The organism is Paenibacillus dokdonensis (assembly GCF_004916975.1).
GTDB classification, from domain to species: Bacteria; Bacillota; Bacilli; order Paenibacillales; family Paenibacillaceae; genus Paenibacillus_AQ; species Paenibacillus_AQ dokdonensis.
In genome coordinates, this window is the sequence record NZ_STGQ01000001.1 from 1,431,854 (window position 1) to 1,457,972 (window position 26,119).

The window sequence follows — 26,119 nt, forward strand, 5'->3', positions numbered from 1 at the left end:
TTGAGTATTCCCGTCATTGATTTTCACTGCGATGCACTGAGCAAAATGAGGGAGGACACGGGTATAGCCTTTCAGAATGATCCGAAGCTTGATGTCACATATGACCGCTTGCGGCAGGGTGAGGTATCCTTGCAGTGCTTCGCGATTTATTTGTCCGAGCGTTGGGGGATCCCGCGTTATGAATATATTTTAGATCAGATCGACGTTTTCAAATCAAGAGTCATGACCACCGCAGAGGGTGTTCGCTGGCTCCGCTGGAAAGAAGATGCGGCTGAATTGCAAAAAGAAATCGGAACGGCAAGCAGGGTGGACAATGCCCGCCAGCTTCCCTGGGGGCTGCTTTCGGTTGAAGGGGCAGACGGGTTTGAGGGCAGCTTGTTTTATGTGAAAATGTGCTACGAGCTGGGTGTCCGTTTTCTGGGGATCACTTGGAACTATGCGAACTGGGCAGCAGATGGTGTGCTCGAGAAGCGTAATGGCGGATTCACGGAGAAAGGCAAAAAGCTGATTGATCTGAGTAACGAAATCGGTCTATTGCTGGATGTTTCCCATTTATCCCCAACTGGATTTTGGGAGCTGACAGAACGGACAGTAAGGCCTTTCATTGCCTCGCATTCAAACGCAAAGTCGATATGCCCGCATCCGCGGAATTTGACTGATGAACAGATCCGGGCGATCATCGCGATGGATGGACGCATAGGAATGACCTTTGTGCCATGGTTTGTGCGTGAAGGGGGAGATGGACCGGTATGTCCAGAGGAGCTGCTGCCCCATATTGAGCATTTTTGCTCGTTGGGTGCGGAGAATAGCCTGATGATCGGATCTGATTTTGACGGGATTGATTCATGGATTAAAGATTTGGAGCATCCAGGGCGGTATCCTGATTTCGCTGAGCTGCTGTGCAAGCATTATTCGGAGAGTTTGGTACGGAGCTGGTTTTCCGGAAACGCTTTGTCCTATCTGAACATCCATCTTCCGGAAAAAGGGGCTGCAGATGCCAAATAGAGAGGAAGACAGGGGCAAATGCATGATTCATGTCACATAAAAAACGCTTGCTATTTGTCCCGGTACCTCATAAACTTTTACATAATTATTAGCCGTACATTTCAAAGTGGTGCCAGGGAACAAGAATATGAGTAAGGCACGGGTGAACGGGAAGAAGGAGTGGCTTTTTTGATCAGTCAATTGTCATGGAAAATAGGTGGACAGCAAGGGGAAGGTGTGGAGAGCACAGACCGTATTTTTTCAACGGCTCTCAACCGGCTTGGTTATTATTTGTATGGTTATCGACATTTCTCATCCCGAATTAAAGGTGGACACACCAATAATAAAATCCGTATCAGTACACAACCGATTCGCGCAATTGCGGATGATTTGGATATTCTGGTTGCTTTCGACCAGGAAAGCATAGATTTAAATGCGCATGAACTTCGCCCGGGCGGTGTCGTTATCGCAGATGCTAAATTCGGACCTGCTTTGCCTGATGGAGCGGATGCGCGTCTTTTTCCAGTGCCAATTACGTCCATTGCTGAGGAACTGGGAACATCTCTGATGAAGAATATGGTTGCATCCGGTGCATCTTGGGCGCTTTTGGGTCTGCCAATGGATGTATTCAATAAAGCGGTTGAAGAAGAATTTGGACGCAAAGGTGCAGCCGTTGTTGAGAAGAATATCGAAGCCGTGAAAAGCGGTGCCGATTATGTACTCGAACTGGCGGGAGGACCGCTTGAAGACTTCAGACTTGAGCCTGCCGACGGCAAGCAGAAGCTGTTCATGATCGGCAACGATGCTATCGGGCTGGGGGCGCTGGCCGCAGGCTGCCGCATTATGAGTGCGTATCCGATTACACCGGCTTCGGAGATCATGGAATATTTGATTAAGAAGCTGCCCAAATTCGGCGGTACCGTCGTTCAGACCGAGGATGAAATCGCAGCCATTACGATGGCGATTGGTACAAATTACGCAGGAGTCCGCTCCATGACGGCTTCTGCAGGCCCAGGACTGTCGCTCATGATGGAGGCTATCGGTTTGTCGGGTATGACCGAAACTCCGGTTGTGATCATTGATACACAGCGTGGAGGGCCTAGTACAGGGCTGCCAACCAAGCAGGAGCAAAGTGATATTAACGCACTGATTCATGGTACACATGGAGAGATTCCTAAAGTGGTGCTGGCACCAAGCTCGATCGAGGAATGCTTTTACGATATGATTGAAGCGTTTAATCTGGCGGACAAGTATCAGCTTCCCGTCATCGTTGTAACGGATCTGCAGTTATCTCTGGGTAAGCAGTCCTGTGAGCTGCTGGATTATGACCGGATCAGCATTGACCGGGGCAAGCTGGTACCGGAAGCGCCTGAGCTCGAAGCTGGAGGTCTATTCAAGCGCTATGAGCTTACGGAGGATGGAATATCACCAAGAGTATTACCCGGCCAGAAGAATGGTATCCACCATGTGACAGGTGTTGAGCATGATGAGAGCGGACGCCCGTCGGAAAGCGCTGTGAACCGGAAGCTAATGATGGATAAACGCCTAGGGAAAATGGAGCGGATCAAGGTGGAAAATCCAATCCATGTGGATGCCCCGAATGATAGCCCTGAGCTGTTGATCATCGGAATGGGGTCGACTGGCGGGACCATTAAGCAAGCGCGTGAAAAGCTTGAAAATGAAGGTATTACGACGAACCAAATGACAATCAGACTGCTGCATCCGTTCCCGGCAGAAGCGGTTAAGCCATATGTGGAACAAGCTAAGCAGGTTATCGTTCTGGAACATAACGCGACAGGCCAGCTGGCTGATCTGATCAAGCTGCATGTTGGGAGCAGAGAGAAAATAACGAGTGTGCTGAAATACGACGGCAACCCGTTCCTGCCATCCATCGTGGTTGAAGAATGCAGAAAAGCCTGTCAGGCAAGTAAGGAGCTGGTATAACTATGGCAACATTCAAAGAGTTTCGCAATAATGTCAAACCTAACTGGTGTCCTGGCTGCGGAGACTTTTCCATTCAGGCGGCCATTCAGCGCGCCGCTGCCAATTCCGGTCTTGAACCTGAACAGTTGGCGGTTATATCGGGGATCGGCTGCTCAGGCCGGATTTCCGGATACATTCATGCGTATGGCTTCCACGGCATTCATGGTCGTTCGCTTCCCATTGCCCAGGGCGTGAAGCTGGCTAACCGTGATCTGACGGTCATTGCCTCCGGTGGAGACGGAGACGGCTTTGCCATCGGTATGGGGCATACCATCCATGCCATCCGCAGAAATATTAATATGACTTATATTGTCATGGATAACCAAATTTACGGTCTGACCAAGGGCCAGACTTCACCGCGAAGCGCAGAAGGATTCGTGACCAAGAGTACACCGCAGGGCTCCGTAGAGACTACGCTGTCCCCTCTGGAGCTGGCATTGTCGGCTGGTGCTACCTTTGTGGCACAGTCGTTCTCAAGCGATATTAAACAGCTGACGGCTCTTGTGGAGGAAGCTATTAAACATGAAGGTTTCTCCATCATCAACGTGTTTAGTCCCTGCGTCACGTTCAACAAGATCAACACGTATGAATGGTTCAAGGATAACATCGTTTCGCTGGATTCCATTCCGGATTATGATCCATCCAGCCGGATTGCAGCGATGACGACGCTCATGGAAACGAACGGAATGGTCACGGGCCTGATCTATCAGGACAAAAACAAGAAGAGCTATGAGAACCTGATCTCCGGTTTCCGGGACGAGCCGCTTGCTCAGCAGGACCCGTTAATTTCGAGAGAACAATTTGACAATCTTGTAGCGGAATTCAAATAATAGCTGAAAAGGTGCCCGCAATTGCGGTAGCGCCTTTTTATTTTGGGGTAAAAGGATGTATAATGAGTCTGGCGTACAGATCATAGAGAAAAAATAAGGAGTGATCCACGTGAGTAAAACTGTACCTGTAGGAGTATCCGCAAGACATATTCATCTTACCCAAGAACATATTGAGGCTTTGTTTGGAGAAGGCTATCAATTGACTGAGTTTAAACCTCTGTCCCAGCCAGGCCAATTTGCCGCCAATGAAACCGTTGCGGTGATTGGATCGAAGGGTCAATTCGATAAGGTGAGAATTCTGGGCCCAGCCCGCAAAGCAAGTCAAGTGGAGATTTCCCGCACGGATTCTTTTGCAATTGGCGTTAAAGCACCCGTTCGTGAATCCGGTAATATTGAGGGAACGCCGGGAGCCAAAATCAAAGGCCCGAAGGGCGAAATTGAACTGGAGCAAGGCGTTATCGTTGCTGCACGCCATATCCATTTTCATACCTCTGATGCAGAAAAATGGGGAATTGCCGATCAGCAAATGCTGAAGGTGCGTGTTGGCGGAGAACGCGGCGTCGTTTTCGAAAACGTCATCGCACGTGTGTCGGATTCATTTGCACTGGACATGCATATCGATACCGATGAGGGCAATGCGGCTGGAGTCAAAACCGGAGATACCGCTGAAATTATCGATTTATAAGAATTGCATTGTTGAATAGAAACACAAAGAAGGATGGATAAGGCAAATGATATTTGCTGTGCCCATCCTTTTTAGCTTATCTCACTACATTTTATAACATGAAATTTGTCATTTCACATTGTGTTTGAAGCACCAGAAAAGTAGATAACACTGGCAGTTCATGTTATAATTTATTGTAATGCCTTTTTAGGCTTAGGGGATTATCCCAAGGGAATTGAAGGAGTGATCATCAGCATGGCCAAGGAAACCAAGGATTACTCCAAATATTTTGATTTTTCCGATGCCAAGGTCCTGTCCGAGGATGAACACGGCAAGACCATCCGGATCAAAGGGCGGGAAATTCATATTATTTCGGAGCCTAACCATAGAGAAAGCAAGAAGCGCCGCCGGGAGGACGTGAATGTTCTTTACGAAACTGCCGTGCCTGCAGAGCTTCAGGAGATCGGAAAAGGTAAGCATTATATCGTATATACATTCGGCTGCCAGATGAACGAGCATGACTCGGAGACCATTAAGGGCATGCTGGAGGAGATGGGTTATTCATCTACCGAGGACCGGAAGGAAGCAGATATCATTTTGCTGAATACCTGCGCCATCCGGGAAAATGCCGAGGATAAGGTATTTGGTGAACTTGGACATCTCATGCATCTGAAAAGAGAAAAGCCGGATATGCTGCTGGGTGTATGCGGCTGTATGTCCCAGGAAGAGAATGTGGTCAACCGCATTATGCAAAAGCATGGCTTCGTGGATCTGATCTTCGGTACCCATAACGTGCATAGACTCCCTCATCTAATTAAGGAAGCTCTGCTCAGCAAGGAAATGGTTGTAGAGGTGTGGTCCAAAGAAGGCGATATTATCGAGAACCTGCCGAAGAAACGCGAAGGCTTGCGTGCATGGGTGAACATCATGTATGGCTGTGACAAGTTCTGTACGTACTGCATTGTGCCAATGACTCGCGGTAAAGAACGCAGCCGCCGCCCTAAGGATGTTATAGCTGAGGTACGGGAACTGGCCCGTCAGGGATTCAAAGAAATTACGCTTTTGGGTCAAAACGTAAACGCATACGGTAAAGATTTTACCGATATCACATACAGCTTCGGCGATCTGATGGATGATATGCGGAAAATTGACATCCCGCGCATCCGCTTTACAACATCCCATCCGCGGGACTTCGATGATCACCTCGTGGAGGTTCTTAGCAAAGGCGGCAATCTGGTAGAACATATTCATCTGCCGGTACAGTCAGGCAGCAGTGAAATACTTAAGATTATGGGCCGGAAATACACACGCGAAATTTACCTGGAACTCGTCCGCAAAATTAAAGCAGCCGTTCCGGGAGCCGTACTAACCACAGACATTATCGTAGGTTTCCCGGGTGAAACCGATGAGCAGTTTGATGATACGATGTCGCTGGTGGACGAAGTCGGCTTCGATTCTGCCTATACCTTTATCTACTCTCCACGGGAGGGTACACCGGCAGCTGTCATGGAAGACAATGTACCGATGGAAGTTAAGCGGGAACGCTTGCAGCGGCTGAACCGTGCAATTGAGAAACACAGCCGTAAGAGCCATGAGAACCTTCGTGGAGAGGTTGTTGAAGTGCTGGTCGAAGGTGAGAGCAAGAATAACGCTTCCGTGCTGGCTGGACGCACACGTACCAACAAGCTGGTCCACTTTGAAGGGAATAAGGATCTGATCGGCGGCTTTGTTCATGTCAAAATCACCGATGCGATGACCTGGTACATTAAGGGTGAGATCGTTACAGAAACAAATGCAGCGCCTGCACTAACTCATTAGAGTCAAATTAACGGAATAGGGGTAATGAAAGGTGACAGAAAAGGGCCATTTGAACAGCTTGGGCATGATGTCTTACGATACAAAGGATTTGGTTATCCGTGACGATATCATGGCCAAAGTTAAAGAACTTGCAGAACTGATTTCAGGCAGTGAAGAGGTACAGCAGTTTCAGAAGGCGGAAGAAAAAATCCGCAATCATGAGCATGTGCAGAGATTAATCTCTACATTGAAGAAGCGTCAAAAGGAAATCGTTGCTTTCGAATCTTTTCAAAACCCGCAGATGGTGACGAAAATCGAAAAGGAAATGGAAACGCTCCAGGGTGAAATCGACGGCATTCCGGTGGTGGTTGAATTCCAGCAGAGCCAAAGCGATATCAATTACCTTTTGCAGCTGGTCATGTCTGTTATTCGTGATACCGTATCGGAAAAGATTAACGTGGAAGCGGGAACCGACGCGCCTCCTTCAAACTGTGGTTAAGTTTATGGAATCAAGGCTGTGGATCATGTATCCGCGCCTTTTTTTGTGGATGCCCGAAAATATCTCTTTCCAGATCTGGCATGCACGCAGAACGCGGAAAGGAAGTTTTGCTAATGAACGAATTGGTGATAACCAGGCAGAAGCAGAGAAATGAAGCCATTCCAAAGGAATTGCTGTTGCTGGCGGACCCGGACTGGCTGCAAGTGGAGAAATATCTGGATAGATCAAGCTGGATCATGGCTGAAATCAGAGGCCGAGTTATAGGTGTCTGCGGATATATGCCTGTGGATGCTTCCTCTGCGGAAATCATGAATGCAGCGGTTGATCCGGATTTTCAGGGTAAGGGTTATGGCAAGCAGTTGATATTGCGAGCCCTGGAACAAGCCATGAATGAAGGTTATCAGAAGATCATTGTCCGGACAGGGAATTCCAGTCTGGATCAGCTGGGACTGTATCAGAAATGCGGATTCCGAATGGTCCGGATAGAGCGGGACTATTTTGTGAACAACTATCCTGAACCGATTTATGAAAATGGCATCCATTGCCGGGATCAGGTCGTCCTGGAAATCAACGCCCGGAGAGAATGAAACAGCATAATATTCAGAGACAACAATGGGGGAAGCATAATGAAGGCATTGGAAGAAATGATCGCCCGCGGCGAGAACACGTTTTGGGCTTATCTGGGCTGTGAATTTGTTTCAGCCGATGAACATGAAGTTGTTATTGCTCTTGAAGCGAAGGAGCATCACACCAACTCCATGGGGATTATCCACGGCGGAGTCCTGACATCATTAATGGATCAGGCGATGGGAATGGTTGCGACGGCGGCTAAAGACCAGGACAACTGCGTGACGACGAACATCAACGTTCACTTCACGTCCGCCATGACAACCGGAAGACTCACTGTAACAGCATGCGTGCTTCATATGGCGGGCCGTTCCCTGACAACGGAAGCCCGTATTCACAACAGCGAGGGAACCCTTGGATGCCTTGCCACAGCTACTTTCAGAGTTGTAAACCGTAAATAACGGAAGAATAAACAGCTATAACGAATTTTTTTCTAAAAATACTTGACTTTTCATATTAATAAATCATAATGAAAGTATCAAAAAGATATTATGTGGTGATGATATGAACGAACATGGGAAACAAGGTGAAATTTCACCTGAAGCGCAAGCTTATTCGGCTAAAAAATACCGTACGCCAGACGGCGTGCCGGCAGATATCGTTATGTTTACACTGACCAAAAAGGAAAGAAAAACCGTGACCAAAACACTGCCAATCAGAGAGCTCAAGGTGATGCTGATTCGGCGTAAATCCTGGCCCTTTGCTGGTATGTGGGCGCTGCCGGGAGGTTTTTGTCAGGAAAGCGAATCTATTTATGATGCCGCTACACGAGAGCTCAAAGAAGAAACCGGCGTTGACGGAGGCCATCTGGAGTATCTGGGGGTTTACAGCACACCCGGAAGAGATCCGCGCGGTTGGATAATCAGCCATGCTTTTTTTGCCCTTGTAGAGGAATGGATGCTGGAGAGCAGACAGGCTGCAGATGATGCTGGTGAAGTGGGTTTATTTGGCATAGAAGAGGTTTTAAACGGGCTGGAGCTGGCATTTGACCATCATGAGATTATACGTGATGCCTACCTTCGAATTCAGCAGCAAATGCTGCATTCCACGATTGCTCGCCAATTTTTACCAGAGCAATTTACGCTCAGCGAACTGTACCAGGTTATTCAGACGGTTGTGCCGGAGTTTAGCGAACCGAATTTTATCCGGAAAATTACGTCGACCCGCAGCAGACAAGGCATTTTGGAAGAAGTACGGGACAAGGATGGCAAGCCGCTCAGCTCTAACCAATACTCTCAGCGTCCGGCTCAATTATATAAATTTACGGATTATGAGCCGCTGTTATCCATTTACACATAGGGTAATCCCAATCAACGATAAAAGTCGTGAATGCGCTGGTTGTCATTGATTTTACAGGGAAGTCTTGGTCCTCGCGCTATCGTTGGCCAAACTGAAGGCTTGTAGAAACCTAGAGGCCCTAAGTGGCTGGAGTACAAAGGAGGAAGCCTGCCATGCAAACAGCAGGATTGGCATTACATACGGATAAATATCAAATCAACATGATGTATGCGCACTGGGTAAACCGGTCGCATCAACAGAAGGCTGTCTTTGAGGCATACTTCCGCAAGCTTCCTTTCGGAAACGGCTATGCTGTATTCGCAGGCCTTGAGCGGATTGTTCACTATATTGCCAATCTGCGTTTTACGGATGAGGATATCAAGTATCTGTCTGAACAAGAAGAAAACTACGATTCTGCATTTCTGGAAGAGCTCAAGCAGTTCCGCTTCTGCGGAAATATGTTTTCCATGAAAGAAGGGGCGCTTGTTTTTCCGAATGAGCCGCTGATCCGAGTGGAAGGAACGATTATGGAAACGCAGCTGGTGGAGACTGCACTGCTTAACTTCATGAATTTCCAAACATTAATTGCCACCAAAGCTTCTCGTGTGAAGCAGGTTGCCGGCAAGGATATTCTGCTGGAATTCGGAACCCGGCGCGCACAGGAAGCGGATGCTGCTGTTTGGGGCGCACGCGCTGCATATGTAGCGGGATTTGACGCGACTTCGAATATGCTGGCAGGACAGAAGTTCGGCATTCCAACGAAGGGTACGCATGCCCATTCCTGGGTTCAAAGCTTTACTTCGGAGCAGGAAGCATTCGATACCTATGCCAGAGTAATGCCTGATGATGTGACCCTCTTGGTCGATACGTTTGATACTTTGAAAAGCGGAGTTCCTCATGCGATCGAGACTGCCAAAAAGCTGGAGGCCGCCGGTAAGAAAATGTCTGCCATCCGTCTGGACAGCGGAGACTTGGCTTATCTTTCTATCCAGGCGCGCAAGATGCTTGATGATGCCGGTCTACCTTATGTCAAAATCGTAGCTTCAAATGATCTGGATGAAAATACGATCTTTAACCTGAAGGCCCAAGGTTCCCGTATCGACACCTGGGGAGTTGGCACACAGTTGATTACCGCTGCGGACCAACCGGCTCTTGGCGGCGTATATAAGCTTGTAGAACGCGAAGTAAAGGGCGAGATGGTCCCTACGATCAAGATTTCCGGTAATCCGGAAAAGGTATCGACGCCTGGCAAAAAGGATATCTACCGTATTGTGGACCGTGTCAGCGGCAAAGCCACAGCGGATTATATTATGTTTCCGGACGAAGAGCAGCCTCATGATGGTATGCGTCTAAAGCTGTTTAATCCTCAGCATCCTTATTTGCAAAAATACGTAAAGAATTACGATGCTATTCCAATGCTGGAGCAGGTCTTCAAAAATGGAATGCAGGTCTACACTTTGCCTACGCTGGATGAAATTCGCCAGTATCACCGCGAACAAATGGATCTTTTTTGGCCGGAATATCTGCGCAAGCTGAATCCGGAAATTTACCGCATCAATATCAGCGAGAAGGTCTGGGAGCTCAAGCAAACATTAATGGCCGAATATATGCAGCTTGAAGAATAAATTAATAGATAGATCCAGCATGGATTAAGCGCTGGGTCTTTTTTTATTTTCAGGTGAAGAGGGACGACGATGTGTATCATAATTATTTCTCGGGAAAGCGCATAAAACGCCAAATTTCGCCGGGAATTCTCGTATGATCGACAGGGATAGACGCTTATGGAAAATGATTTGACAGTTAAGGGTATTGTATAATCAATGTGTAAGCATACCGAGGGAGGGATAACAGCAAATGGAAACATTCCAGGCATTTATGGTCCGCAGAGAAGAAGATGGGCTGAGAAGCAGGATAGAGGAGCTGACAATCGATCAGCTGCCTGAAGGGGATGTATTGATAAAAGTGCATTTCTCGGGCGTTAACTATAAGGACGGATTAGCCAGCTCGCCAGAAGGTAAGGTAGTGCCGCAGTATCCTATGATTCCGGGAATCGATCTAGCCGGGGAGGTCATGCAGTCGGAGCATTCTGACTTTCACGAGGGCGACTTGGTTTTATGTACTGGTTATGGACTTGGAACCAATCATTACGGCGGTTTCAGCCAATATGCGCGGCTTTCAGGAGACTGGCTGGTACCGCTGCCTGACGGGCTGTCTCCTCGGGAAGCGATGGGAATCGGAACTGCCGGTTTTACAGCTGCTATGTCCGCCCATCGTTTGCTTCATTGCGGAGTTACACCTGATTTAGGCCCGGTTCTCGTGACAGGGGCAACCGGCGGCGTGGGCAGCTTTGCGGTGGATATCCTGTCGCGGACAGGATTCAAAGTAACGGCAAGCACCGGCAAAATAAATGAACAAAGCAGCTGGCTGGAAAGCCTTGGAGCATCTGAAGTTGTCAGCCGGAAAGATGTTGAGGTAACTGAAGCAGCTCCGCTCGTTAAGCAACGCTGGGCAGGTGTTGTGGATCCCGTGGGGGGACCGCATCTGACAGGTATACTAAAAAGTATCCGGTATGGTGGAGCAATTGCGCTTTCAGGGCTTACGGGAGGGACATCGTTTGAAAGTACGGTCCTTCCTTTTATACTGCGTGGTGTTCAGCTGCTTGGCATCGACTCGGTATATTGTCCGAAAACATTAAGAAATGAAATTTGGAGCAAGCTGGCGCAGGAATGGAAGCCGGAAAGAGCTTTGGCAGGCGGGATTAAGGATTGCACCCTTCAGGAGCTGCCAGAGATCCTTCAAGCCATTTTGCAGGGGAAAGCCGTCGGGAGAACGATCGTCCGTCTGGAATAAAGCAACAGGCCCACCTGCGCAATAGTGCTGCATAATGCGTTTGAAATGTTGGCATTCTAAGCCCATAACAGGCTGTCTTCCGCTTGAAGCGGCATCAGGGAATCTGGAAGGGATGAACCAACATGAACAAACCGTTAGCATTGCTGCTGGCCTGTGTGCTGCTAATTGCCGCGGTTGGCTGTGACAAGCATACCGTCATCAAGAAAGAAACCAAATTGTATAATTTTGATTCCTATTCCGAAGGAAATATCAGAGCACAATCTCAAGGTAAGGGGTTAAACGGTCAATTGCTAAACGAGCTCCAGCTGACTTTTGGAGCAAAGAAGATACCGCTGACCCATGAAATGTATGCAGAGGATGGCAGGGGAAATATCAGCTATATGTTTTATATCAGGGGAAATCCGCAGCAGTACATTAATCTGCATGTTTTTACCGATGAGCAGGAACGCATCAAGCGGATCCATAACTGGTATGGAGACCAAAACCGGATTGATACCCAAAAGATGCACACCGTGATTTATAGTCATAACAGAGCTTCTTTGATTTATACTTCATCAGGTAAAGACAAGGGAATGTATGACAAGCAGGTTCATGAGGTGTTTAATTCCTTACTGAACCGCATGGACTTTAAATAAAGAACAAATAAAATGCCGGGGAGCAGACTATCGCTTCCCGGCATTTTTGGATATTATTCTTTTTTATGGATTTCTCTCATGACATGACCGATTTCCGGAACAATAATTCGTTCCATGGCGAGCTTAACGGCTCCGGTAGAGCCTGGAATGGAGAATACAGCCTTACCACCGGAAGTTCCGGCAATGGCCCGGCTAAGAATGGCTGCGGCTCCGATATCTTCTGTAAAGCTGAGGTATCTGAAAATCTCTCCAAAACCCGGAAGCTGCTTATCCAGCAGGGAGGAAACGGCTTCATATGTGGTGTCCCTCGGTGAAATTCCGGTGCCTCCAGTTAAAATAACAGCCTCCACATCCGGGCTGCTCGTTGCCTCATGAATAAGCTCGCGTATTCCTTCATAATCGTCTTTAACGATTTCATAGCCCGCAATTTGGTGACCCGCTTCTTCCAAAAGGGATTTAATCAATTGTCCTCCGGAATCGGTCTCCGGAGTGCGTGTATCCGACACGGTAACAATCATACAGGAAACGGTCTCCGGTGCTTCGCTGCGGTGCTGGTCTACTGATTTCATATCTCTATTCTCTCCTCTCCCTTTTAGAGTATCTTTATAGGATAATCCTTTGAGGACTGACATGCAAATCACTTATATAACTTGAGTTATTTATTTATCATGATGCTCAGTTGCGATGCAGCCAGGGGTGTAGTACACTTTGCTAAAAACAGATTTCATAGCGCAAAGAATGAAGAGGAGAACGATTATGTCGAAGCAAACAACAACACCCATTTACATACTTTCCGGTTTCCTGGGAAGCGGAAAGACAACCTTACTGCAGCAATTAGTGTCTTACTGGCAGGAGCAGGGGATGCTTCCGGCAGTCATCATGAATGAAGTCGGCGATGTTAATTTGGACGGTCTGCTTGTTCAAGAGCAGGTGCCTATGACGGAAATGCTTAGCGGCTGCATCTGCTGCTCGATTCGCGGGGATCTCAGTATGGAGATTGCCGGATTAATTCAAAGAGAAGCACCCGATGTCATTGTCGTTGAAGCAACGGGAATTGCGAATCCCATGGAGATTTTAGATGGAGTTACCGAAGCTGCCCTTTATCTGAAAATTGATCTTAAGGGAGTTATAACGGTTGTGGATGCTGCCCACTTACTCGATTTATACCGGAATCAGAAAGGGAAGACATTCCGTTTGATGCAGGAACAAATACGCTCGGCTTCCTGCTTGATTCTAAACAAGACGGACCGGGTTAGTGCAGAAGAACAAGAGCTCTTATCTTCTGTTATTTCCCGCTGGAACGAATTTGCTCCTGTTCTTCCTTCAGTCCGTTGTGAGGTGGATATCACCAAAGTTCTTGAATCGTTAGGAAATAAACCCTTAGACTTTACGGCCCTGCAGACAGAAGGTCACGATCAGGTGGCCGGAAGCGAACAGACGACTGTTGAACATGATCATAGCTCGCCTCATCAGCATACTCATCATGATCATGTCATGGTTTATACGCATTATTTAAATGGCCCAGTAGACAGCGGGGAATTTGAGAGCTTTATTGCCAATCTTCCCCGTGAGGTTTACCGTGCGAAGGGTGTTTTGACCTTTAGCGATACAGCAAGCCGCTTTCTGTTTCAATATGCGTTCCGTGAGCCGGATTTCCTGCGGATCAGACCCCAAGGAGAAGTGCCGGATGTGGTCGTTTTTATCGGAGAGCATTTCTCCAAGTCGGCGATTGAAGAGGGCATGAGGGCGATGGAGCTGCGCTGAACAACGGGGCGTATTACTGATTTTTCCTGGTTTCCCTTCCACAGTTTATGGTTAATAGAAATACAGAGCCACAAATAAACTGGAGGTTGGAAATGATGATGAATCAGGATTTGCAATATAAAGATTGTATCGAGGCTTGCCTGCAATGCATGAATGCTTGTAATGTCTGCTATGTTTCTAGCCTGAAGGAATATGACTTGGCTATGCTGCGTGAATGCATTCGTCTCGATCGGGAATGTGCGGATATTTGTGATTTTGCTGCACAATCGATGATCCGTCAGAGTCCTTTTGTCCATGAAATTTGCGAATTATGTGTGAAAGCATGTGAAGCATGTGCCGAGGAATGCGGTAAACATGAACATGAGCACTGCAAGGAATGTGCGGAAGCATGTCGCAGATGCGCTGATGCATGCCGTCAAATGTTAGCAACGGCTTAAGCTGCTCCATATCATAAATTACATAAAGCCTGAAGTTTTCTTGAGCGCTCTCAAGGGACTTCAGGCTTTTTTCATGCTTGGTGATACTTGTGTTATGGGTTTGAGTTTCTTTGGAATGGGGTACTATATGGTTGGTTGTTTACATGAAGCTTCAGACATAAATGGAAGGAGAGACTTTCGTGAACGCAAAAGAGCATAAGGAATCCGAATCATTCGTACCGTACATACCAGCATCCAAGTCGCTGCCAGAATTAACACTGCTTTCTATTATTTTGGGGATTATTCTCGCGGTGGTGTTTGCGGCAGCCAACGCGTATCTCGGACTTAAAATCGGTTTGACTGTCAGTGCCTCCATTCCTGCGGCGGTTATTTCCCTGGGTGTGCTGCGAGGAATATTCAAGCGTAAATCCATCTTGGAAAACAATATTGTCCAGACGATGACTACCGCGGGTGAGGCGGTAGCGGCAGGGGCAATTTTTACAATTCCGGCGCTGTATATGTGGAACCAGGTTCCGCATATGAGCACAGTCAGCTTTATAGTTCTGGTGGGCGGGTTTCTGGGAGTGGCCATGATGATCCCGCTCCGCCGACTTTTGATCGTTAATGAACATGAAACGCTGCCATACCCGGAAGGAACAGCGTGCGCAGAAGTGCTGATATCCGGTGAAACTGGAGGGGAAAGCGCCAAGATGGTCGTGTTCGGCTTTCTGGCCGGCGGCTTGGTTAAGGCCCTTGGAGACGGATTCAAATTTTTCAAGACAGAAATTGAAACCGGTATCTACAAGTTTAAAAATTCATTGATTGGTATGGATACTTATCCGGCACTGCTTGGTGTGGGCTATATTATCGGGCCGCGAATTTCAGGACAAATGCTGGCCGGCGGTATTTTGGCTTGGCTGGTCCTGATACCGATGATCGGCTTCTTCGGAGCAGGTGATGCTTCCGTGCTTCCGCCTGGAGACAAGCCTATTCCGGGACTTGACCCATGGGGGATATGGGAAGGCTATATTCGTTATATTGGTGCCGGAGCAGTCGCTGCCGGTGGCCTTATTACGCTGGTCAAATCACTACCTATGCTATTCAGCTCGCTGGCTGCTACTCTCTCAGGCTTGAGAAGAAAAGATCATGAAAAGATTACCCTCGATCGTACCCATTTTGATATTCCTGGTTTTTGGGTGACCATTATGATCGCTTTGCTTGTCATCGTCATTGCTTTTGCCCCATTAACGGATGTGGGTATTGTAGGCGCCATCGCGATTGCCATATTCGGCTTCTTGTTTGTTACGGTTGCTTCACGGATTGTCGGGTTGGTTGGAAGCTCATCATCACCGGTATCCGGAATGACAATCGCTACGCTGCTGATTGTGACGATAATATTCAAATTGACCGGCATGACAGGTATGACCGGCATGATCGCGGCATTAACCGTTGGCGCTATCGTATGTGTGGCGCTTGCCGTAGCGGGAGATATTTCGCAGGATTTGAAGACTGGATATTTGGTCGGCGGAACACCATGGAAGCAGCAGGTAGCCATGATGATCGGTGTTTTGGTTAGCGGTCTAGTCATCGGATTTATTCTATCTGTTCTGAATGAGAGCTATGGACTGGGTTCTGAAGATCTGCCGGCTCCGAAAGCAGTACTCATGCGGTTGATCGTTGAAGGGATTATGTCCGGCAATCTGCCGTGGGATCTGATTTTTATCGGAGTGGCTTCGGCTGTAGTCTTTGAATTTTTGGGCTTGAATTCACTGACGGTAGCCGTAGGCATTTATCTGCCGATTCATGTCAGTACACCTATTATGGTAGGCGGGATTGTGCGCTGGTTTGTTGAATGGTGTTCACGCAAAAATGAAGCCCTGCTCAAAAGACGGGTGGAAACAGGTACTTTGCTTGCATCCGGACTTATTGCAGGCGAGTCGCTGATTGGCGTCATTATCGCGATTCTCATATGGCTGAATGTTCCGATCCCAGGCAAAGTACTGATTGAGAACAATTGGCTGCCTTTTATTATTTTCATGCTTGTCGTTATCATGCTTACCTGGATGTCGATGGGGCGGAAGAACAAGTCCGTGATTACCAAGCGGGAGGTGTAGTTTAGATGATCGGATTTAAACCCAAGAAAAATCGTCCTCAGCCAGGATCTCAAAATTTGCTTGATATGATTCCTGTCTTAACCAACCGTATTTCGGTCATGCAAAAAGCTGAAGAGGGTGTAACATTGGTCCTTCCAAGAAGGAGCTGGCTGGAACGGCAATCCGTCAAATGGCTAAAACAGCCTGAAGCCGTGCAGATTCATCTGGATGATTTGGGCAGTGCAGTGGTTGCCCGCTGTATCGGCAATCAAACGGTAGGCGAAATTGCGGATGAGATTCATGAGCATTTTGGTAAAGCAGCAGAGCCTTTGCTTCCACGCTTAGCCAAATTCATGGAGGTACTTGAAGCAAACGGGCTGCTGACATGGCAGTCTTCAACAGAAATGAATCATGATAAATTAACGGCAAGATAATGAAGCAGCCCTTGCATTCCCGTTCACATGATGTGTATAATATTGAAAATTGAACGTCTAGGATCGGGAGAGTAAGGAAGGCAGAACATGGATAGCGAGCCGGAAAGAGTGAAAGCCGGTACATGGTTCCTTCGTGAAGCGCACCCGTGAGATGGCTGGTCCAAAGCTTTTTTTCAGAAAGCAAGTAGATCAGTCCGGTTGACCCCGTTAAAAGTTCTTAAGAGAAACGACAAGAACGGCTTTATGCCTCTTTCGTTTACTTAGAGTGGTACCGCGGGAATTTAAGCTCTCGTCTCTATTATGGAGATGAGGGCTTTTTTGCTTTTTGAAAATGAAAGAGAGGTATTGATCATGATGTTATACCAATGGGCAGCGGATGCTCTTAAGGCATATGTTCCGCTAGAAGAAAAACAAATCATGGAACTGCTTGAGGTTCCACCTTCGGCTAATATGGGAGATATTGCTTTCCCTTGTTTTATATTGGCTAAACAGTTCAGGAAAGCTCCTCAGGCCGTTGCGGAGACGATTGTTGAAGCCTTCACAGATCCGTTAATTCTTGCGGAAGCGGCTGGACCTTATGTCAACTTGAAATTCAACCGGGGGCATTATGGCAGTCTAATCATGAGAGAACTGGAGAAGGGCAAGGCTGCGGAAACAGGAAAAGGGATCAAGGTTGTCATTGATATGTCTTCTCCCAACATTGCGAAGCCTTTTGGCATCGGTCATTTGCGTTCTACCATGATAGGGGCAGCGCTCTACAATATGTATAAACTGGCTGGCTATGATGTTGTCAGCGTTAACCATCTTGGCGATTGGGGAACCCAATTTGGCAAGCAGATTGCCGCTTATAAAAGATGGGGGGATGACAAAGCGCTGTCAGAAGATCCGATTGGGGAATCTCTTAAGCTGTATGTGCGTTTTCATGAAGAAGCAGCACAGGATGACACACTTGAGCCGGAGGCAAGGGACTGGTTCCGCAAGCTGGAAGCAGGTGATGAAGAAGCTCGCAGACTGTGGACTTATTTTGTGGAAGTCAGCATGAAGGAGTTCAACCGGATGTATATGCGGCTGAATGTCCGCTTCGACCATACGCTCGGTGAGAGCTTTTATAATGATAAAATGCAGACGGTTGTAGATACCTTGAAGAAAAAGGGGCTGCTTGAGGAAAGTGACGGAGCGCTAGTGGTTCGTCTGGATGATGAAGGCATGCCGCCTTGTCTTATTATTAAGACGGATGGAACGACCATTTATCCTACGCGGGACTTGGCTACTGCGATCTACAGACATGATGTGATGAAGGCTGAACGTCTTCTGTATGTCGTAGGAAGTGAACAAAGGCTTCATTTTGAACAGGTATTTTCCATACTTCGCCACATGGGTATGGATTGGGCTGGCAGCTGTGCACATGTACCCTTTGGCTTAATGAAATTTGAAGGCAAAAAAATGTCTACGCGCCGCGGCAAAATTGTCGTGCTTGAGCAGGTGCTGGACGAGGCAGTAGCTCGGGCCATGAGTATTATTGATGAAAAGAACCCAGAGCTTGAAAATAAAGAGAAGGTAGCGGAAGCGATAGGAATGGGTGCTATTATTTTCGGTGACCTGAAGAATAACCGTGTGAATGAAGTGGATTTCTCGTTGGAAGACGCCCTGAATTTTGACGGGGAAACAGGCCCGTATGTGCAGTACACCTATGCCAGAACACAAAGTGTGCTCGCCAAGGGTTCGGCTCTAGAACAAGCGGCGGTAGTGGATAATGCAGTGGAGTTATCCATTAGCGTTGACGTACTCGGGGACTCAGGCTGGGAGCTTTTGAAGCTGCTGACGAAATTTCCTGAGCAATTGCAGCGTGGTATCCGGAATAATGAGCCTTCCGTTCTCGCACGTTATGCTCTGGATGTGGCGCAGTCCTTCAATCAATTCTATAATAAGGAAAGAATTGTCACAGATGAGGTGTCTACCCGTTCTGCAAGATTACAGTTGACACGTCTGGCGGGACTTTCTTTAACACGGACTTTGCAGCTGCTTGGACTTCAGACACCTGACCGTATGTAAATTTGGGTTTAATCCGGAGAGGAGCATTCAGGCTTGGCGATTGCAGGCACGGAAAATGGAGTAACCGCGGAACTTGTGATTATGCAGGATGCCGTTAAAGTATATGGCAGGCGTAAGGTTCTTCAGGATATTTCGCTTAACGTACGGAAAGGAGAATGTACTGCCTTAGTGGGCAAGAACGGCTCTGGCAAAAGCACGCTTCTGCGGATGCTGGCTGGCCTTACCCGCCCTACAAGCGGTACACGATGGGTAAGCGGCGGAAGACTGGTTACAGGCTATGTTCCGGAAAGATTCCCGCCGCTTACCTTTACTCCCTGGGAGTTTTTGCTTAGTAGTGCAGAAGTTCGCGGGATGAAAAAGGAATCGGCAGAGAATGAGATAAGAGGCTTTTTGAGTCAGCTTGGTATGGAAAGCTTTGCGCATGTCCGAATGAGCCAGTTCTCTAAAGGCATGCTGCAAAAGATCAATTTAATCCAGGCGATGATGGGTAGTCCTGATTTGCTTGTGCTGGATGAGCCTTTGTCGGGGCTGGATATTAAGGCACAGGAAAACCTGGAATATATTCTGGTTGGTTTGAAACGCAGCGGTACAGCGATTGTCATGTCGGTTCATGAGCCCAAGCTGATTGAGCAGATTGCTGACCGTGTGCTGCTGATGAAGAATGGACAGATTATAAAAGAAACATCCGGAAAGCATCTTGAAGCGGGAACTACCACCCAAATTGTCTTGCGGGGACTCAATTCAAGTGCGGTAAAGCGAATATCCGAGCATCCGGGAATAGTCGGTTTGGCAGTCAGATCAGATCACTGTGAGCTTGAGGTACGGTCCGAAGCAGCTGATGTGTTATTACGCCAAATTCTAGATAGCGGCGGTTCAATCGTGTCGGTGATTCCAAACATGGGAATGAACATTCCATTAGGGGAATGGCTGCAGCCTGCTGCCTCTGAGAAAGGGGATCAGGTTTAGTGATAGCATTGGCCCGCTTTTTACTGAAAAGCTATACCCGCAAGCATGCTTATTTTGCTCCACTCGCGGCAACCTTGATCGCTATGTTTTTGCTTTATTCATACAAACCGAATCCCGTAATGGACAGCTACGCGGTCACTTCTGTATTCTTGTTTATCGGTGCGGCATGGATGGGCTTAACCTTCCTGAATCACGTCAGTCCGCAGCAGGAGCAATTGCACATCATACATATCGGCAGCCTTAAAAAGTACCTGTTCAGCCAGATCTTGGCGCTCATCATCCCTGTGATTTTATTTACGGTTATATTTATAGTCTTTCCGATTTTGACGCATATGTTTAATAGACCCGTCTATCTTAGCGAGCTTCTAATGGCCATATGCGGACATGTGATTTTGGGCATACTGGGTTTCATGCTATCTCTCTTTTTCCAAACCGCATGGATGCCTAATGGTACAAGAGCAATTGCGATGATGCTGATTGTGGTCATCGTATCGCTTGGAGCCAAATCCATTATCTCTCGGTTCCCTTTCCCGGTTTCCTGGATACGCTGGATCCTGCCTCCGGTATCACCCATCATGGACGGTTTGATAAACAGCACAGTTTTTACTCCTGGACAAGTTTGGGGAGCCCTTGGATATGGACTGGTCTATATTCTATTGCTGTGCCTTATTTACATGTTTATTTCAGTTCGAAGAGATGCCCGAACCTAGGTTCATCGAGTCTGCAATTGATGTGAATCAGTACCTGATATAACTTTACTGGTTGATGATTGGGTGTACATCCTTTAACATGGAACTATACGATCTCATCACGGATATGGGTAGGAGGGTATGATGAAACAGACACGGCTCTTGGATAGCGAACATTCCAAAGAATTATTTGCTTATTTCGGACTCGCTGTATACTATTCTCAGGCGCTCGAGCAGCAGCTTGTCAACTTGTTAATGCTGATGAAGATCTCGCAGGGAAAGGTCCCGACAGAGGAAGATCTTGCCGATCTGTATCATCAGAAGCTGAGCAACTCGCTTGGCCAGCTGGTGAATGAAATCCAGCATCATTTCCCTTTCTCAGAGGAAGAAACAATACTACTGAAAGAGGTTTGGAAACAGAGGAATTACATCGTTCACGATTATTTTAAGGAGCGAATCCAGGAAACATTTAGTCCTGCTGGCCGGTCAAGAATGATCCGGGAGCTCACCAGCTTCAAACAGCAGGCACAGGATCTGGAACGCAAGCTGCAGAAATATACGAATGATTTGTACGGGAAGCTCGGACTGGATCTGGAAACGGAAAAGGCTGGCACGCATACGAATGCTTAGCTGGAGAATGAGCAGTAGCTCTTTTTCCAATAATATGAAACATTTACAAGATCGTCCCCGTCTGAGAAAGTGGAGGTGATCGTTTATGCGAAACATGAAAATAACGGCCGTGGCATTGTTGGCAGCCTGCTCACTTGCAGCTGCGACATCGGCTTATGCTTTTTCGGATATTAAGGATACCCGTGAGGAAAAAATAGCAGCAGAGCTGCAAAGCAAAGGCATTATACAGGGCGTGTCCGCGGATCGATTTGCCCCATCGGACAAATTGACGGCCGCGCAGGGCATTCAGATCCTTGTGAAAGCAATGGATTTGAAGGCTGTGAACGGAAAAACCGGAGCCGATAATATACCGCCCGATGCTTGGTACGCCAAAGCCGCAGGCATCGCGCAGGATAATGGGCTGCCTGTTCGTTCTATCAAGGATTGGAATGCCAAGCTAACGAAAGAGCAATATGCTCTTTTGCTGTATACAGCTGTAACGGTGACAGCAGGAACGTATCCATCCGTACAAATGTTGATGCCGGTGGCGGATGACGACCAAATACAGCCCGAAGCGAAAACGGCGGTGCAATATATACTGCTGTCAGGTATTGCCGGGCTGGACGGGCAGCATCGTTTTCATCCCCAACAAAGCATTACTCGTATGGAGGCAGCTGAAATGACGTATAATGCACTTCAGTACATCCAAAAGCATAACGATCAGCAGGAGCCGGGTGAATCGGAAGATGAGGTTTCCGTCCAAACAGAAAAGATCGATGATCAAGTCAATAAAATCGTAATCTCAAAGCCCGGGATGCCAAATCCAGGTTATAGTATCTCTATTGACCGAATTGACTTTCTTACAGGGCAAAAGGCTGTAGCATACTATCATTTCACGACACCGGAGCCTGGAAAGATGTATCCGCAGGTCATCTCTACCGCAAAAGCATCATTTTATCTCGATAGCAAATATAAGGTAAGTGTAAAAAGAACCCCCGGCGAAGATGGACCTCCGATATCAATCCCCGGGATAAACGAAACTTTACTCAAGTAGCATATCAAAAAGAGCCCTTTCTCCGGTTTCAGGGGAAGGGGCTTTTTGATATTTTTTGTTCAGCATCTGTTAAAAGTATCAGATTTCGTTGACGAGGCAAATAGTATTCCCTTATTGCAAACGATTACAATAATAGCTAAGGGGGGAAGCATATGGCGCAGCTCGCAACGATAACAAAAGTGGAGAACGTGAAGAAAAAGCGGGGAGTCGCATACCGGATGGCCAAGCAGTGGGATATCCAGCTGATGGTTTTACCGGCACTGTTATTGATTTTTGTTTTTGCTTACATACCAATGTATGGTGTCTTAATGGCTTTTCAGGATTACAGCATTTTTAACGGGTTTTGGGCGAGCCCTTGGGTAGGTTTCAAGCATTTCAGCATGTTTTTCCACTCACCTGAATTTTGGCCCATTATCCGTAACACGATCATCATCAGTTTGCTGAAGTTTTGTATCGGATTTCCGGCACCCATTGTTCTGGCACTGATACTGAATGAAGTGAGACATATGGTGTTTAAACGGATTATCCAGACGGTCAGCTATCTTCCACATTTTCTGTCCTGGGTTATTGTCGCCGGTTTTACCATGTCAATTCTGTCGACAGATAACGGAAGCTTGAACATTTTGCTGCAAAAACTGCATTTGATTAAGGAGCCGATCGGTTTCCTCGGCCAAGCTGAATATTTCTGGGGCATTATTGTCTCTACAAGCGTGTGGAAAGAAATTGGCTTCGGTTCCATTGTGTATCTGGCTGCCATCGCAGGCGTCAATCCAAGTCTGTATGAAGCGGCAGCGATGGACGGAGCGGGACGAATCAAACAAATATTTATGATTACGATTCCTTCCATCTTACCTGTGGTTGCGATCTTCATGATTCTGGCTATCGGCAATCTCCTGAGTGCGGGCTTTGAAGACATTCTCCTGCTGGGTTCGAATCCGGTACTGAGGGATGTGGCTAATGTAATCGATACCTATGTTTACAGGGTGGGTATTACGAACCAGCGGTTCTCTTACGCGACAGCGGTCGGATTATTCAAGGCCGTAATCAGTGTCGGACTGCTGACATTCGCCAATATGTTTGCGCGCAGATCAGGTAACAGTCTGTGGTAGAATCCATGATTTTGACGACATGGGAGATGACAGGGAGGCTGCAATAGGATGCATAGTAAAAGCTTTGGCGATCAAGTATTCAGCATTTTTGTATATGTCTTTCTGATATTGCTTGGCTTCAGCACTTTTTATCCATTCTGGAACGGACTTGTCGTTTCACTGAATGAAGGAATGGACACGGCTCTTGGTGGAATTACCTTCTGGCCGCGGAAATGGTCTCTGGAGAATTATTATGTTGTTTTCCGGGATACCCGAATTCTGAACGCCTTTTCCATCAGTGTGATGAGGACCGTGGTAGGAACGATACTTTCGGTTCTATGCACAGCGATTTTCGCTTATGGGATGACGAAAAAAGAGCTGATCGGCCGCAAATATTACATGTTGATGTGTATTGTTACCATGTACTTTGGCGGGGGGTTGATCCCTACATTCCTGGTCGTGCGCGGTCTGGGACTCATGAACTCCTTCTGGGTATTCATTATTCCGGGTTTGATCAGCGTGTGGAACATGATCATATTCAGAACCTTCTTTCTCGGGCTGCCGGACGGACTGGAGGAATCAGCCAAAATCGACGGCTGTGGCAACTGGTCCACCTTTTTTCGGATCATTATGCCGCTATCCGGTCCGGTTATTGCAACGCTGGGTTTATTTACGGCTGTTGCACATTGGAATGAGTGGTTCCTCCCTAGTATCTACATCACCAATGAAAAACTGCTGCCTATTCAGTCCATGCTGCAGCAGATCCTGAGCACGAACATTATGACCGAGCAGATGTCCAAGCTGGATTCGGCTGCGCAAAGCCGGATGTCGGCTATGAAGAGCGTTACTACCAAGTCATTGTCGATGGCTACCATGATGGTTGCGACACTGCCTATTATTGCGGTCTATCCCTTTGTACAGAAGTATTTTGTCAAAGGTGTGCTGGTAGGATCACTCAAAGAGTAGCGTTTAGAGCTTTTGCTTTAAACATCAGGGTTGTGCATATTCGCTAATCGAAATCTTACATAATCCTGATATAAATTGAATGATGGGGAAAAGGGGTTATCTTGTATGAAAAGTTGGAGAAGATCGCTGATTGTATCACTTGTGTTTTTGTGTGCAACAGCAACTGTCCTTTCAGGCTGCGGAAGCAAAAGCGACAATAACAGCAAGACAGCCGAGGGTTCGAACAACAACACTACGAAAGTAGAAGAAGCAAAGGAAAATAAGGAAGGCACAGGCTCTGAGAAATTTGAGCTTGGGAGCTCACCGCTCGATTTTACCTTCTACGGCCACTATGACTGGTATACCATGCCTGCCTGGGGTGCGGATGAAGCAAGTAAATGGATTCAAGACCAAAAGAAAGTGAATATTACAGCTGTTAATTCCGGCGGCAACGCTGCGCAAAAACTGAACACGATGATTGCTTCCAAGGAGCTTCCGGATGTAATCTGGACAGACCGAGGCACAGATGTTGAGCGTCTGCGTGCAGCAGGTATGCTGGTTTCGTATGACGAGTATCTCGACAAGTATCCGAATCTTAAAAAATGGGCGGGAGATTCAACATTAAATATGCTCCGCTCGAGCGATGGCAAGCTGTATCAGTTCCCGAACTGGTATACCTCGCAGCCGGCAGGGAATGCAGGCTATTTGATGAACAGCAAAATGTATAAGGAGCTTGGTTCACCGAAGCTTGAAACGACCGATGATTTATACAATTATTTGAAAGCAGTTAAGGCTAAGTATCCGAATGTTGTGCCATTTGAACCGGATCTGGCGAAGGATGGCCAGGGTCTGGATATTCTGTACAGTGCTTTCGGTGAAGATCATTCTCCGGTATACCTGAGAGAAAGAGCCGTACCAACCGGCGACAAGCTGACTTCGATTTTCCAGGATTCGGTCTATCGTGAATCTATGCAGTTCGCTTCGAAGTTGTTCCGTGAGAAGCTTATGGCACAGGATGCGCTGACGCAAACAAAAGATCAGGTGCTTGAGAAGGCATATACAGGACGTTTCGCCATCGCTGCTGGCGCGAGTCCAACAGAATACGGGAGTAAAGGCGATGTGGAACTGAAGAAAAAGGATCCAACCGCCGGCTACGAGATGATTTGGCCGTTTCATAAGGAAGGCCTCGACAAGAACAAAATTTGGACAGGAAGCTACAACCAGCTGGGATGGAACGTGGCTCTGATTACGAAATCGGCCAAGGATCCTGAAAAAATCTTCGCTTTTCTTGATTGGCTGACAGGCGAAGAAGGAAGCCGCGTCATTATGTGGGGGCCTGAAGGCATTCTGTGGAATGGTACCGATGAAGAAGGATATCCGAAATTTACCGATACGTACATCAACGATGTGGAAAGACGCAGCAAAATCATGGACGCAACGGTCAACCTGCAATGGAATGGTAATACGGTATATATTGATAAATCCAAGATGAAATTCGAAAAAACGCTCCCGGCCGAAAAACAAAACTGGGAGAGCCGTTATCAATCGTCCATTACATGGAAAACGCAGTACAATGCAACACAGTTTGTAAACCTGAATCCAATGCCGGATACCGAAGAAGGCATTATCCAGCAAAGTGTGGATGAGATTTTCTCCGAATCGAGAGCGAAAGCCTTGTATGCGAAGAACGACGAAGAAGTACTGTCCATTCTGGATAAAGCAGAAAAGGACGCAATGGCTGTAGGTTATGACAAACTGCTGGCATTTAAAACAGAAAAATGGCAGGATAACCTGAAAAAAATCGGTGATAAATAACAAAAAAAGGTATAATTAAGACGTATTCAGCATAAGCCGTCCCGGCC

25 protein-coding genes and 1 other annotated feature are annotated in these 26,119 nt (G+C 47.3%); of the genes, 24 read left to right on the forward strand and 1 reads right to left on the reverse strand.

Features of this window, described 5'->3' with window-relative positions:
- Positions 1 to 6 precede the first annotated feature (6 nt).
- From E6W40_RS06700 to E6W40_RS06755, 12 genes are all read left to right on the forward strand, one after another.
- Positions 7 to 1,005, forward strand: a complete 999-nt coding sequence (locus E6W40_RS06700) for a dipeptidase (protein WP_246073057.1) — start codon at positions 7 to 9, stop codon at positions 1,003 to 1,005.
- A 168-nt stretch (positions 1,006 to 1,173) separates the two neighbouring features.
- Complete coding sequence (locus E6W40_RS06705; protein ID WP_136604778.1) at positions 1,174 to 2,928, forward strand: 2-oxoacid:acceptor oxidoreductase subunit alpha; 1,755 nt, start codon at positions 1,174 to 1,176, stop codon at positions 2,926 to 2,928.
- A 2-nt stretch (positions 2,929 to 2,930) separates the two neighbouring features.
- The gene (locus E6W40_RS06710) at positions 2,931 to 3,797 is read left to right on the forward strand and encodes a 2-oxoacid:ferredoxin oxidoreductase subunit beta (RefSeq protein ID WP_136604779.1); all 867 of its coding nucleotides are present in this window, start codon (positions 2,931 to 2,933) and stop codon (positions 3,795 to 3,797) included.
- Positions 3,798 to 3,906: 109 nt separating this feature from the next.
- Positions 3,907 to 4,482: a phosphate propanoyltransferase gene (gene pduL / locus E6W40_RS06715; protein ID WP_136604780.1), complete on the forward strand. Its 576-nt coding sequence runs from the start codon at positions 3,907 to 3,909 to the stop codon at positions 4,480 to 4,482.
- Between the two features lie 234 nt (positions 4,483 to 4,716).
- Positions 4,717 to 6,279: a tRNA (N6-isopentenyl adenosine(37)-C2)-methylthiotransferase MiaB gene (miaB, locus tag E6W40_RS06720; protein WP_136604781.1), complete on the forward strand. Its 1,563-nt coding sequence runs from the start codon at positions 4,717 to 4,719 to the stop codon at positions 6,277 to 6,279.
- 64 nt (positions 6,280 to 6,343) lie between these two features.
- The gene (locus E6W40_RS06725) at positions 6,344 to 6,757 is read left to right on the forward strand and encodes a YlbF/YmcA family competence regulator (RefSeq protein WP_136606864.1); all 414 of its coding nucleotides are present in this window, start codon (positions 6,344 to 6,346) and stop codon (positions 6,755 to 6,757) included.
- Between the two features lie 113 nt (positions 6,758 to 6,870).
- On the forward strand, positions 6,871 to 7,344 hold the full coding sequence (locus E6W40_RS06730; protein ID WP_136604782.1) for a GNAT family N-acetyltransferase: 474 nt from the start codon (positions 6,871 to 6,873) through the stop codon (positions 7,342 to 7,344).
- A gap of 39 nt (positions 7,345 to 7,383) precedes the next feature.
- Positions 7,384 to 7,785, forward strand: coding sequence for a PaaI family thioesterase (locus tag E6W40_RS06735; protein WP_136604783.1), 402 nt, complete (start codon positions 7,384 to 7,386; stop codon positions 7,783 to 7,785).
- A 103-nt stretch (positions 7,786 to 7,888) separates the two neighbouring features.
- Positions 7,889 to 8,683 (forward strand): NUDIX domain-containing protein, encoded by a 795-nt coding sequence (locus tag E6W40_RS06740; protein ID WP_136604784.1) that lies wholly within the window; start codon positions 7,889 to 7,891, stop codon positions 8,681 to 8,683.
- A 152-nt stretch (positions 8,684 to 8,835) separates the two neighbouring features.
- Positions 8,836 to 10,287, forward strand: a complete 1,452-nt coding sequence (locus E6W40_RS06745; protein WP_136604785.1) for a nicotinate phosphoribosyltransferase — start codon at positions 8,836 to 8,838, stop codon at positions 10,285 to 10,287.
- Between the two features lie 229 nt (positions 10,288 to 10,516).
- Positions 10,517 to 11,512, forward strand: a complete 996-nt coding sequence (locus E6W40_RS06750) for an acrylyl-CoA reductase family protein (RefSeq protein WP_136604786.1) — start codon at positions 10,517 to 10,519, stop codon at positions 11,510 to 11,512.
- Between the two features lie 122 nt (positions 11,513 to 11,634).
- Positions 11,635 to 12,147, forward strand: a complete 513-nt coding sequence (locus tag E6W40_RS06755; protein WP_136604787.1) for a hypothetical protein — start codon at positions 11,635 to 11,637, stop codon at positions 12,145 to 12,147.
- Positions 12,148 to 12,200: 53 nt separating this feature from the next.
- Here E6W40_RS06755 and E6W40_RS06760 read toward each other — a convergent pair whose 3' ends face one another.
- On the reverse strand, positions 12,201 to 12,716 hold the full coding sequence (locus E6W40_RS06760) for a MogA/MoaB family molybdenum cofactor biosynthesis protein (RefSeq protein ID WP_136604788.1): 516 nt from the start codon (positions 12,714 to 12,716) through the stop codon (positions 12,201 to 12,203).
- Positions 12,717 to 12,903: 187 nt separating this feature from the next.
- Between E6W40_RS06760 and E6W40_RS06765 the strand changes: the two genes are divergently transcribed.
- From E6W40_RS06765 to E6W40_RS06820, 12 genes are all read left to right on the forward strand, one after another.
- On the forward strand, positions 12,904 to 13,911 hold the full coding sequence (locus E6W40_RS06765) for a CobW family GTP-binding protein (RefSeq protein WP_136604789.1): 1,008 nt from the start codon (positions 12,904 to 12,906) through the stop codon (positions 13,909 to 13,911).
- A 98-nt stretch (positions 13,912 to 14,009) separates the two neighbouring features.
- Positions 14,010 to 14,348, forward strand: coding sequence for a four-helix bundle copper-binding protein (locus tag E6W40_RS06770; RefSeq protein ID WP_136606865.1), 339 nt, complete (start codon positions 14,010 to 14,012; stop codon positions 14,346 to 14,348).
- A gap of 179 nt (positions 14,349 to 14,527) precedes the next feature.
- Positions 14,528 to 16,441 carry an OPT family oligopeptide transporter gene (locus tag E6W40_RS06775; RefSeq protein WP_246072894.1) on the forward strand — a complete coding sequence of 638 codons (1,914 nt, stop codon included), beginning with the start codon at positions 14,528 to 14,530 and terminating at the stop codon, positions 16,439 to 16,441.
- 5 nt (positions 16,442 to 16,446) lie between these two features.
- On the forward strand, positions 16,447 to 16,854 hold the full coding sequence (locus tag E6W40_RS06780; protein WP_136604791.1) for a PqqD family protein: 408 nt from the start codon (positions 16,447 to 16,449) through the stop codon (positions 16,852 to 16,854).
- 50 nt (positions 16,855 to 16,904) lie between these two features.
- Positions 16,905 to 17,154, forward strand: a binding site (T-box leader).
- 54 nt (positions 17,155 to 17,208) lie between these two features.
- Complete coding sequence (gene argS / locus E6W40_RS06785; RefSeq protein WP_136606866.1) at positions 17,209 to 18,906, forward strand: arginine--tRNA ligase; 1,698 nt, start codon at positions 17,209 to 17,211, stop codon at positions 18,904 to 18,906.
- 33 nt (positions 18,907 to 18,939) lie between these two features.
- Entirely contained in the window at positions 18,940 to 19,872 is a 933-nt protein-coding gene (locus tag E6W40_RS06790) for an ABC transporter ATP-binding protein (protein ID WP_136604792.1), read from the forward strand.
- Positions 19,872 to 20,582 carry a hypothetical protein gene (locus E6W40_RS06795; RefSeq protein ID WP_136604793.1) on the forward strand — a complete coding sequence of 237 codons (711 nt, stop codon included), beginning with the start codon at positions 19,872 to 19,874 and terminating at the stop codon, positions 20,580 to 20,582. The genes E6W40_RS06790 and E6W40_RS06795 overlap by 1 nt, the downstream gene beginning before the upstream one ends.
- 120 nt (positions 20,583 to 20,702) lie before the next feature.
- On the forward strand, positions 20,703 to 21,191 hold the full coding sequence (locus E6W40_RS06800; protein ID WP_246072895.1) for a hypothetical protein: 489 nt from the start codon (positions 20,703 to 20,705) through the stop codon (positions 21,189 to 21,191).
- 85 nt (positions 21,192 to 21,276) lie between these two features.
- Complete coding sequence (locus E6W40_RS06805) at positions 21,277 to 22,224, forward strand: protease complex subunit PrcB family protein (protein WP_136604795.1); 948 nt, start codon at positions 21,277 to 21,279, stop codon at positions 22,222 to 22,224.
- A 152-nt stretch (positions 22,225 to 22,376) separates the two neighbouring features.
- Positions 22,377 to 23,333 (forward strand): ABC transporter permease, encoded by a 957-nt coding sequence (locus E6W40_RS06810; protein WP_136604796.1) that lies wholly within the window; start codon positions 22,377 to 22,379, stop codon positions 23,331 to 23,333.
- A 48-nt stretch (positions 23,334 to 23,381) separates the two neighbouring features.
- On the forward strand, positions 23,382 to 24,278 hold the full coding sequence (locus E6W40_RS06815) for a carbohydrate ABC transporter permease (RefSeq protein ID WP_136604797.1): 897 nt from the start codon (positions 23,382 to 23,384) through the stop codon (positions 24,276 to 24,278).
- 105 nt (positions 24,279 to 24,383) lie between these two features.
- Positions 24,384 to 26,072, forward strand: coding sequence for an extracellular solute-binding protein (locus E6W40_RS06820; protein ID WP_136604798.1), 1,689 nt, complete (start codon positions 24,384 to 24,386; stop codon positions 26,070 to 26,072).
- Positions 26,073 to 26,119: the final 47 nt, after the last annotated feature.

Coding starts and splice junctions, on each gene's coding strand:
- E6W40_RS06710 (WP_136604779.1), top strand. CDS start 2,931: ATGGCAACATTCAAAGAGTTTCGCAATAATGTCAAACCTAACTGGTGT.
- miaB (WP_136604781.1), top strand. CDS start 4,717: ATGGCCAAGGAAACCAAGGATTACTCCAAATATTTTGATTTTTCCGAT.
- E6W40_RS06725 (WP_136606864.1), top strand. CDS start 6,344: ATGATGTCTTACGATACAAAGGATTTGGTTATCCGTGACGATATCATG.
- E6W40_RS06730 (WP_136604782.1), top strand. CDS start 6,871: ATGAACGAATTGGTGATAACCAGGCAGAAGCAGAGAAATGAAGCCATT.
- E6W40_RS06735 (WP_136604783.1), top strand. CDS start 7,384: ATGAAGGCATTGGAAGAAATGATCGCCCGCGGCGAGAACACGTTTTGG.
- E6W40_RS06740 (WP_136604784.1), top strand. CDS start 7,889: ATGAACGAACATGGGAAACAAGGTGAAATTTCACCTGAAGCGCAAGCT.
- E6W40_RS06745 (WP_136604785.1), top strand. CDS start 8,836: ATGCAAACAGCAGGATTGGCATTACATACGGATAAATATCAAATCAAC.
- E6W40_RS06750 (WP_136604786.1), top strand. CDS start 10,517: ATGGAAACATTCCAGGCATTTATGGTCCGCAGAGAAGAAGATGGGCTG.
- E6W40_RS06755 (WP_136604787.1), top strand. CDS start 11,635: ATGAACAAACCGTTAGCATTGCTGCTGGCCTGTGTGCTGCTAATTGCC.
- E6W40_RS06760 (WP_136604788.1), bottom strand. CDS start 12,716: ATGAAATCAGTAGACCAGCACCGCAGCGAAGCACCGGAGACCGTTTCC.
- E6W40_RS06765 (WP_136604789.1), top strand. CDS start 12,904: ATGTCGAAGCAAACAACAACACCCATTTACATACTTTCCGGTTTCCTG.
- E6W40_RS06770 (WP_136606865.1), top strand. CDS start 14,010: ATGAATCAGGATTTGCAATATAAAGATTGTATCGAGGCTTGCCTGCAA.
- E6W40_RS06780 (WP_136604791.1), top strand. CDS start 16,447: ATGATCGGATTTAAACCCAAGAAAAATCGTCCTCAGCCAGGATCTCAA.
- argS (WP_136606866.1), top strand. CDS start 17,209: ATGTTATACCAATGGGCAGCGGATGCTCTTAAGGCATATGTTCCGCTA.
- E6W40_RS06800 (WP_246072895.1), top strand. CDS start 20,703: ATGATGAAACAGACACGGCTCTTGGATAGCGAACATTCCAAAGAATTA.
- E6W40_RS06805 (WP_136604795.1), top strand. CDS start 21,277: ATGCGAAACATGAAAATAACGGCCGTGGCATTGTTGGCAGCCTGCTCA.
- E6W40_RS06810 (WP_136604796.1), top strand. CDS start 22,377: ATGGCGCAGCTCGCAACGATAACAAAAGTGGAGAACGTGAAGAAAAAG.
- E6W40_RS06815 (WP_136604797.1), top strand. CDS start 23,382: ATGCATAGTAAAAGCTTTGGCGATCAAGTATTCAGCATTTTTGTATAT.
- E6W40_RS06820 (WP_136604798.1), top strand. CDS start 24,384: ATGAAAAGTTGGAGAAGATCGCTGATTGTATCACTTGTGTTTTTGTGT.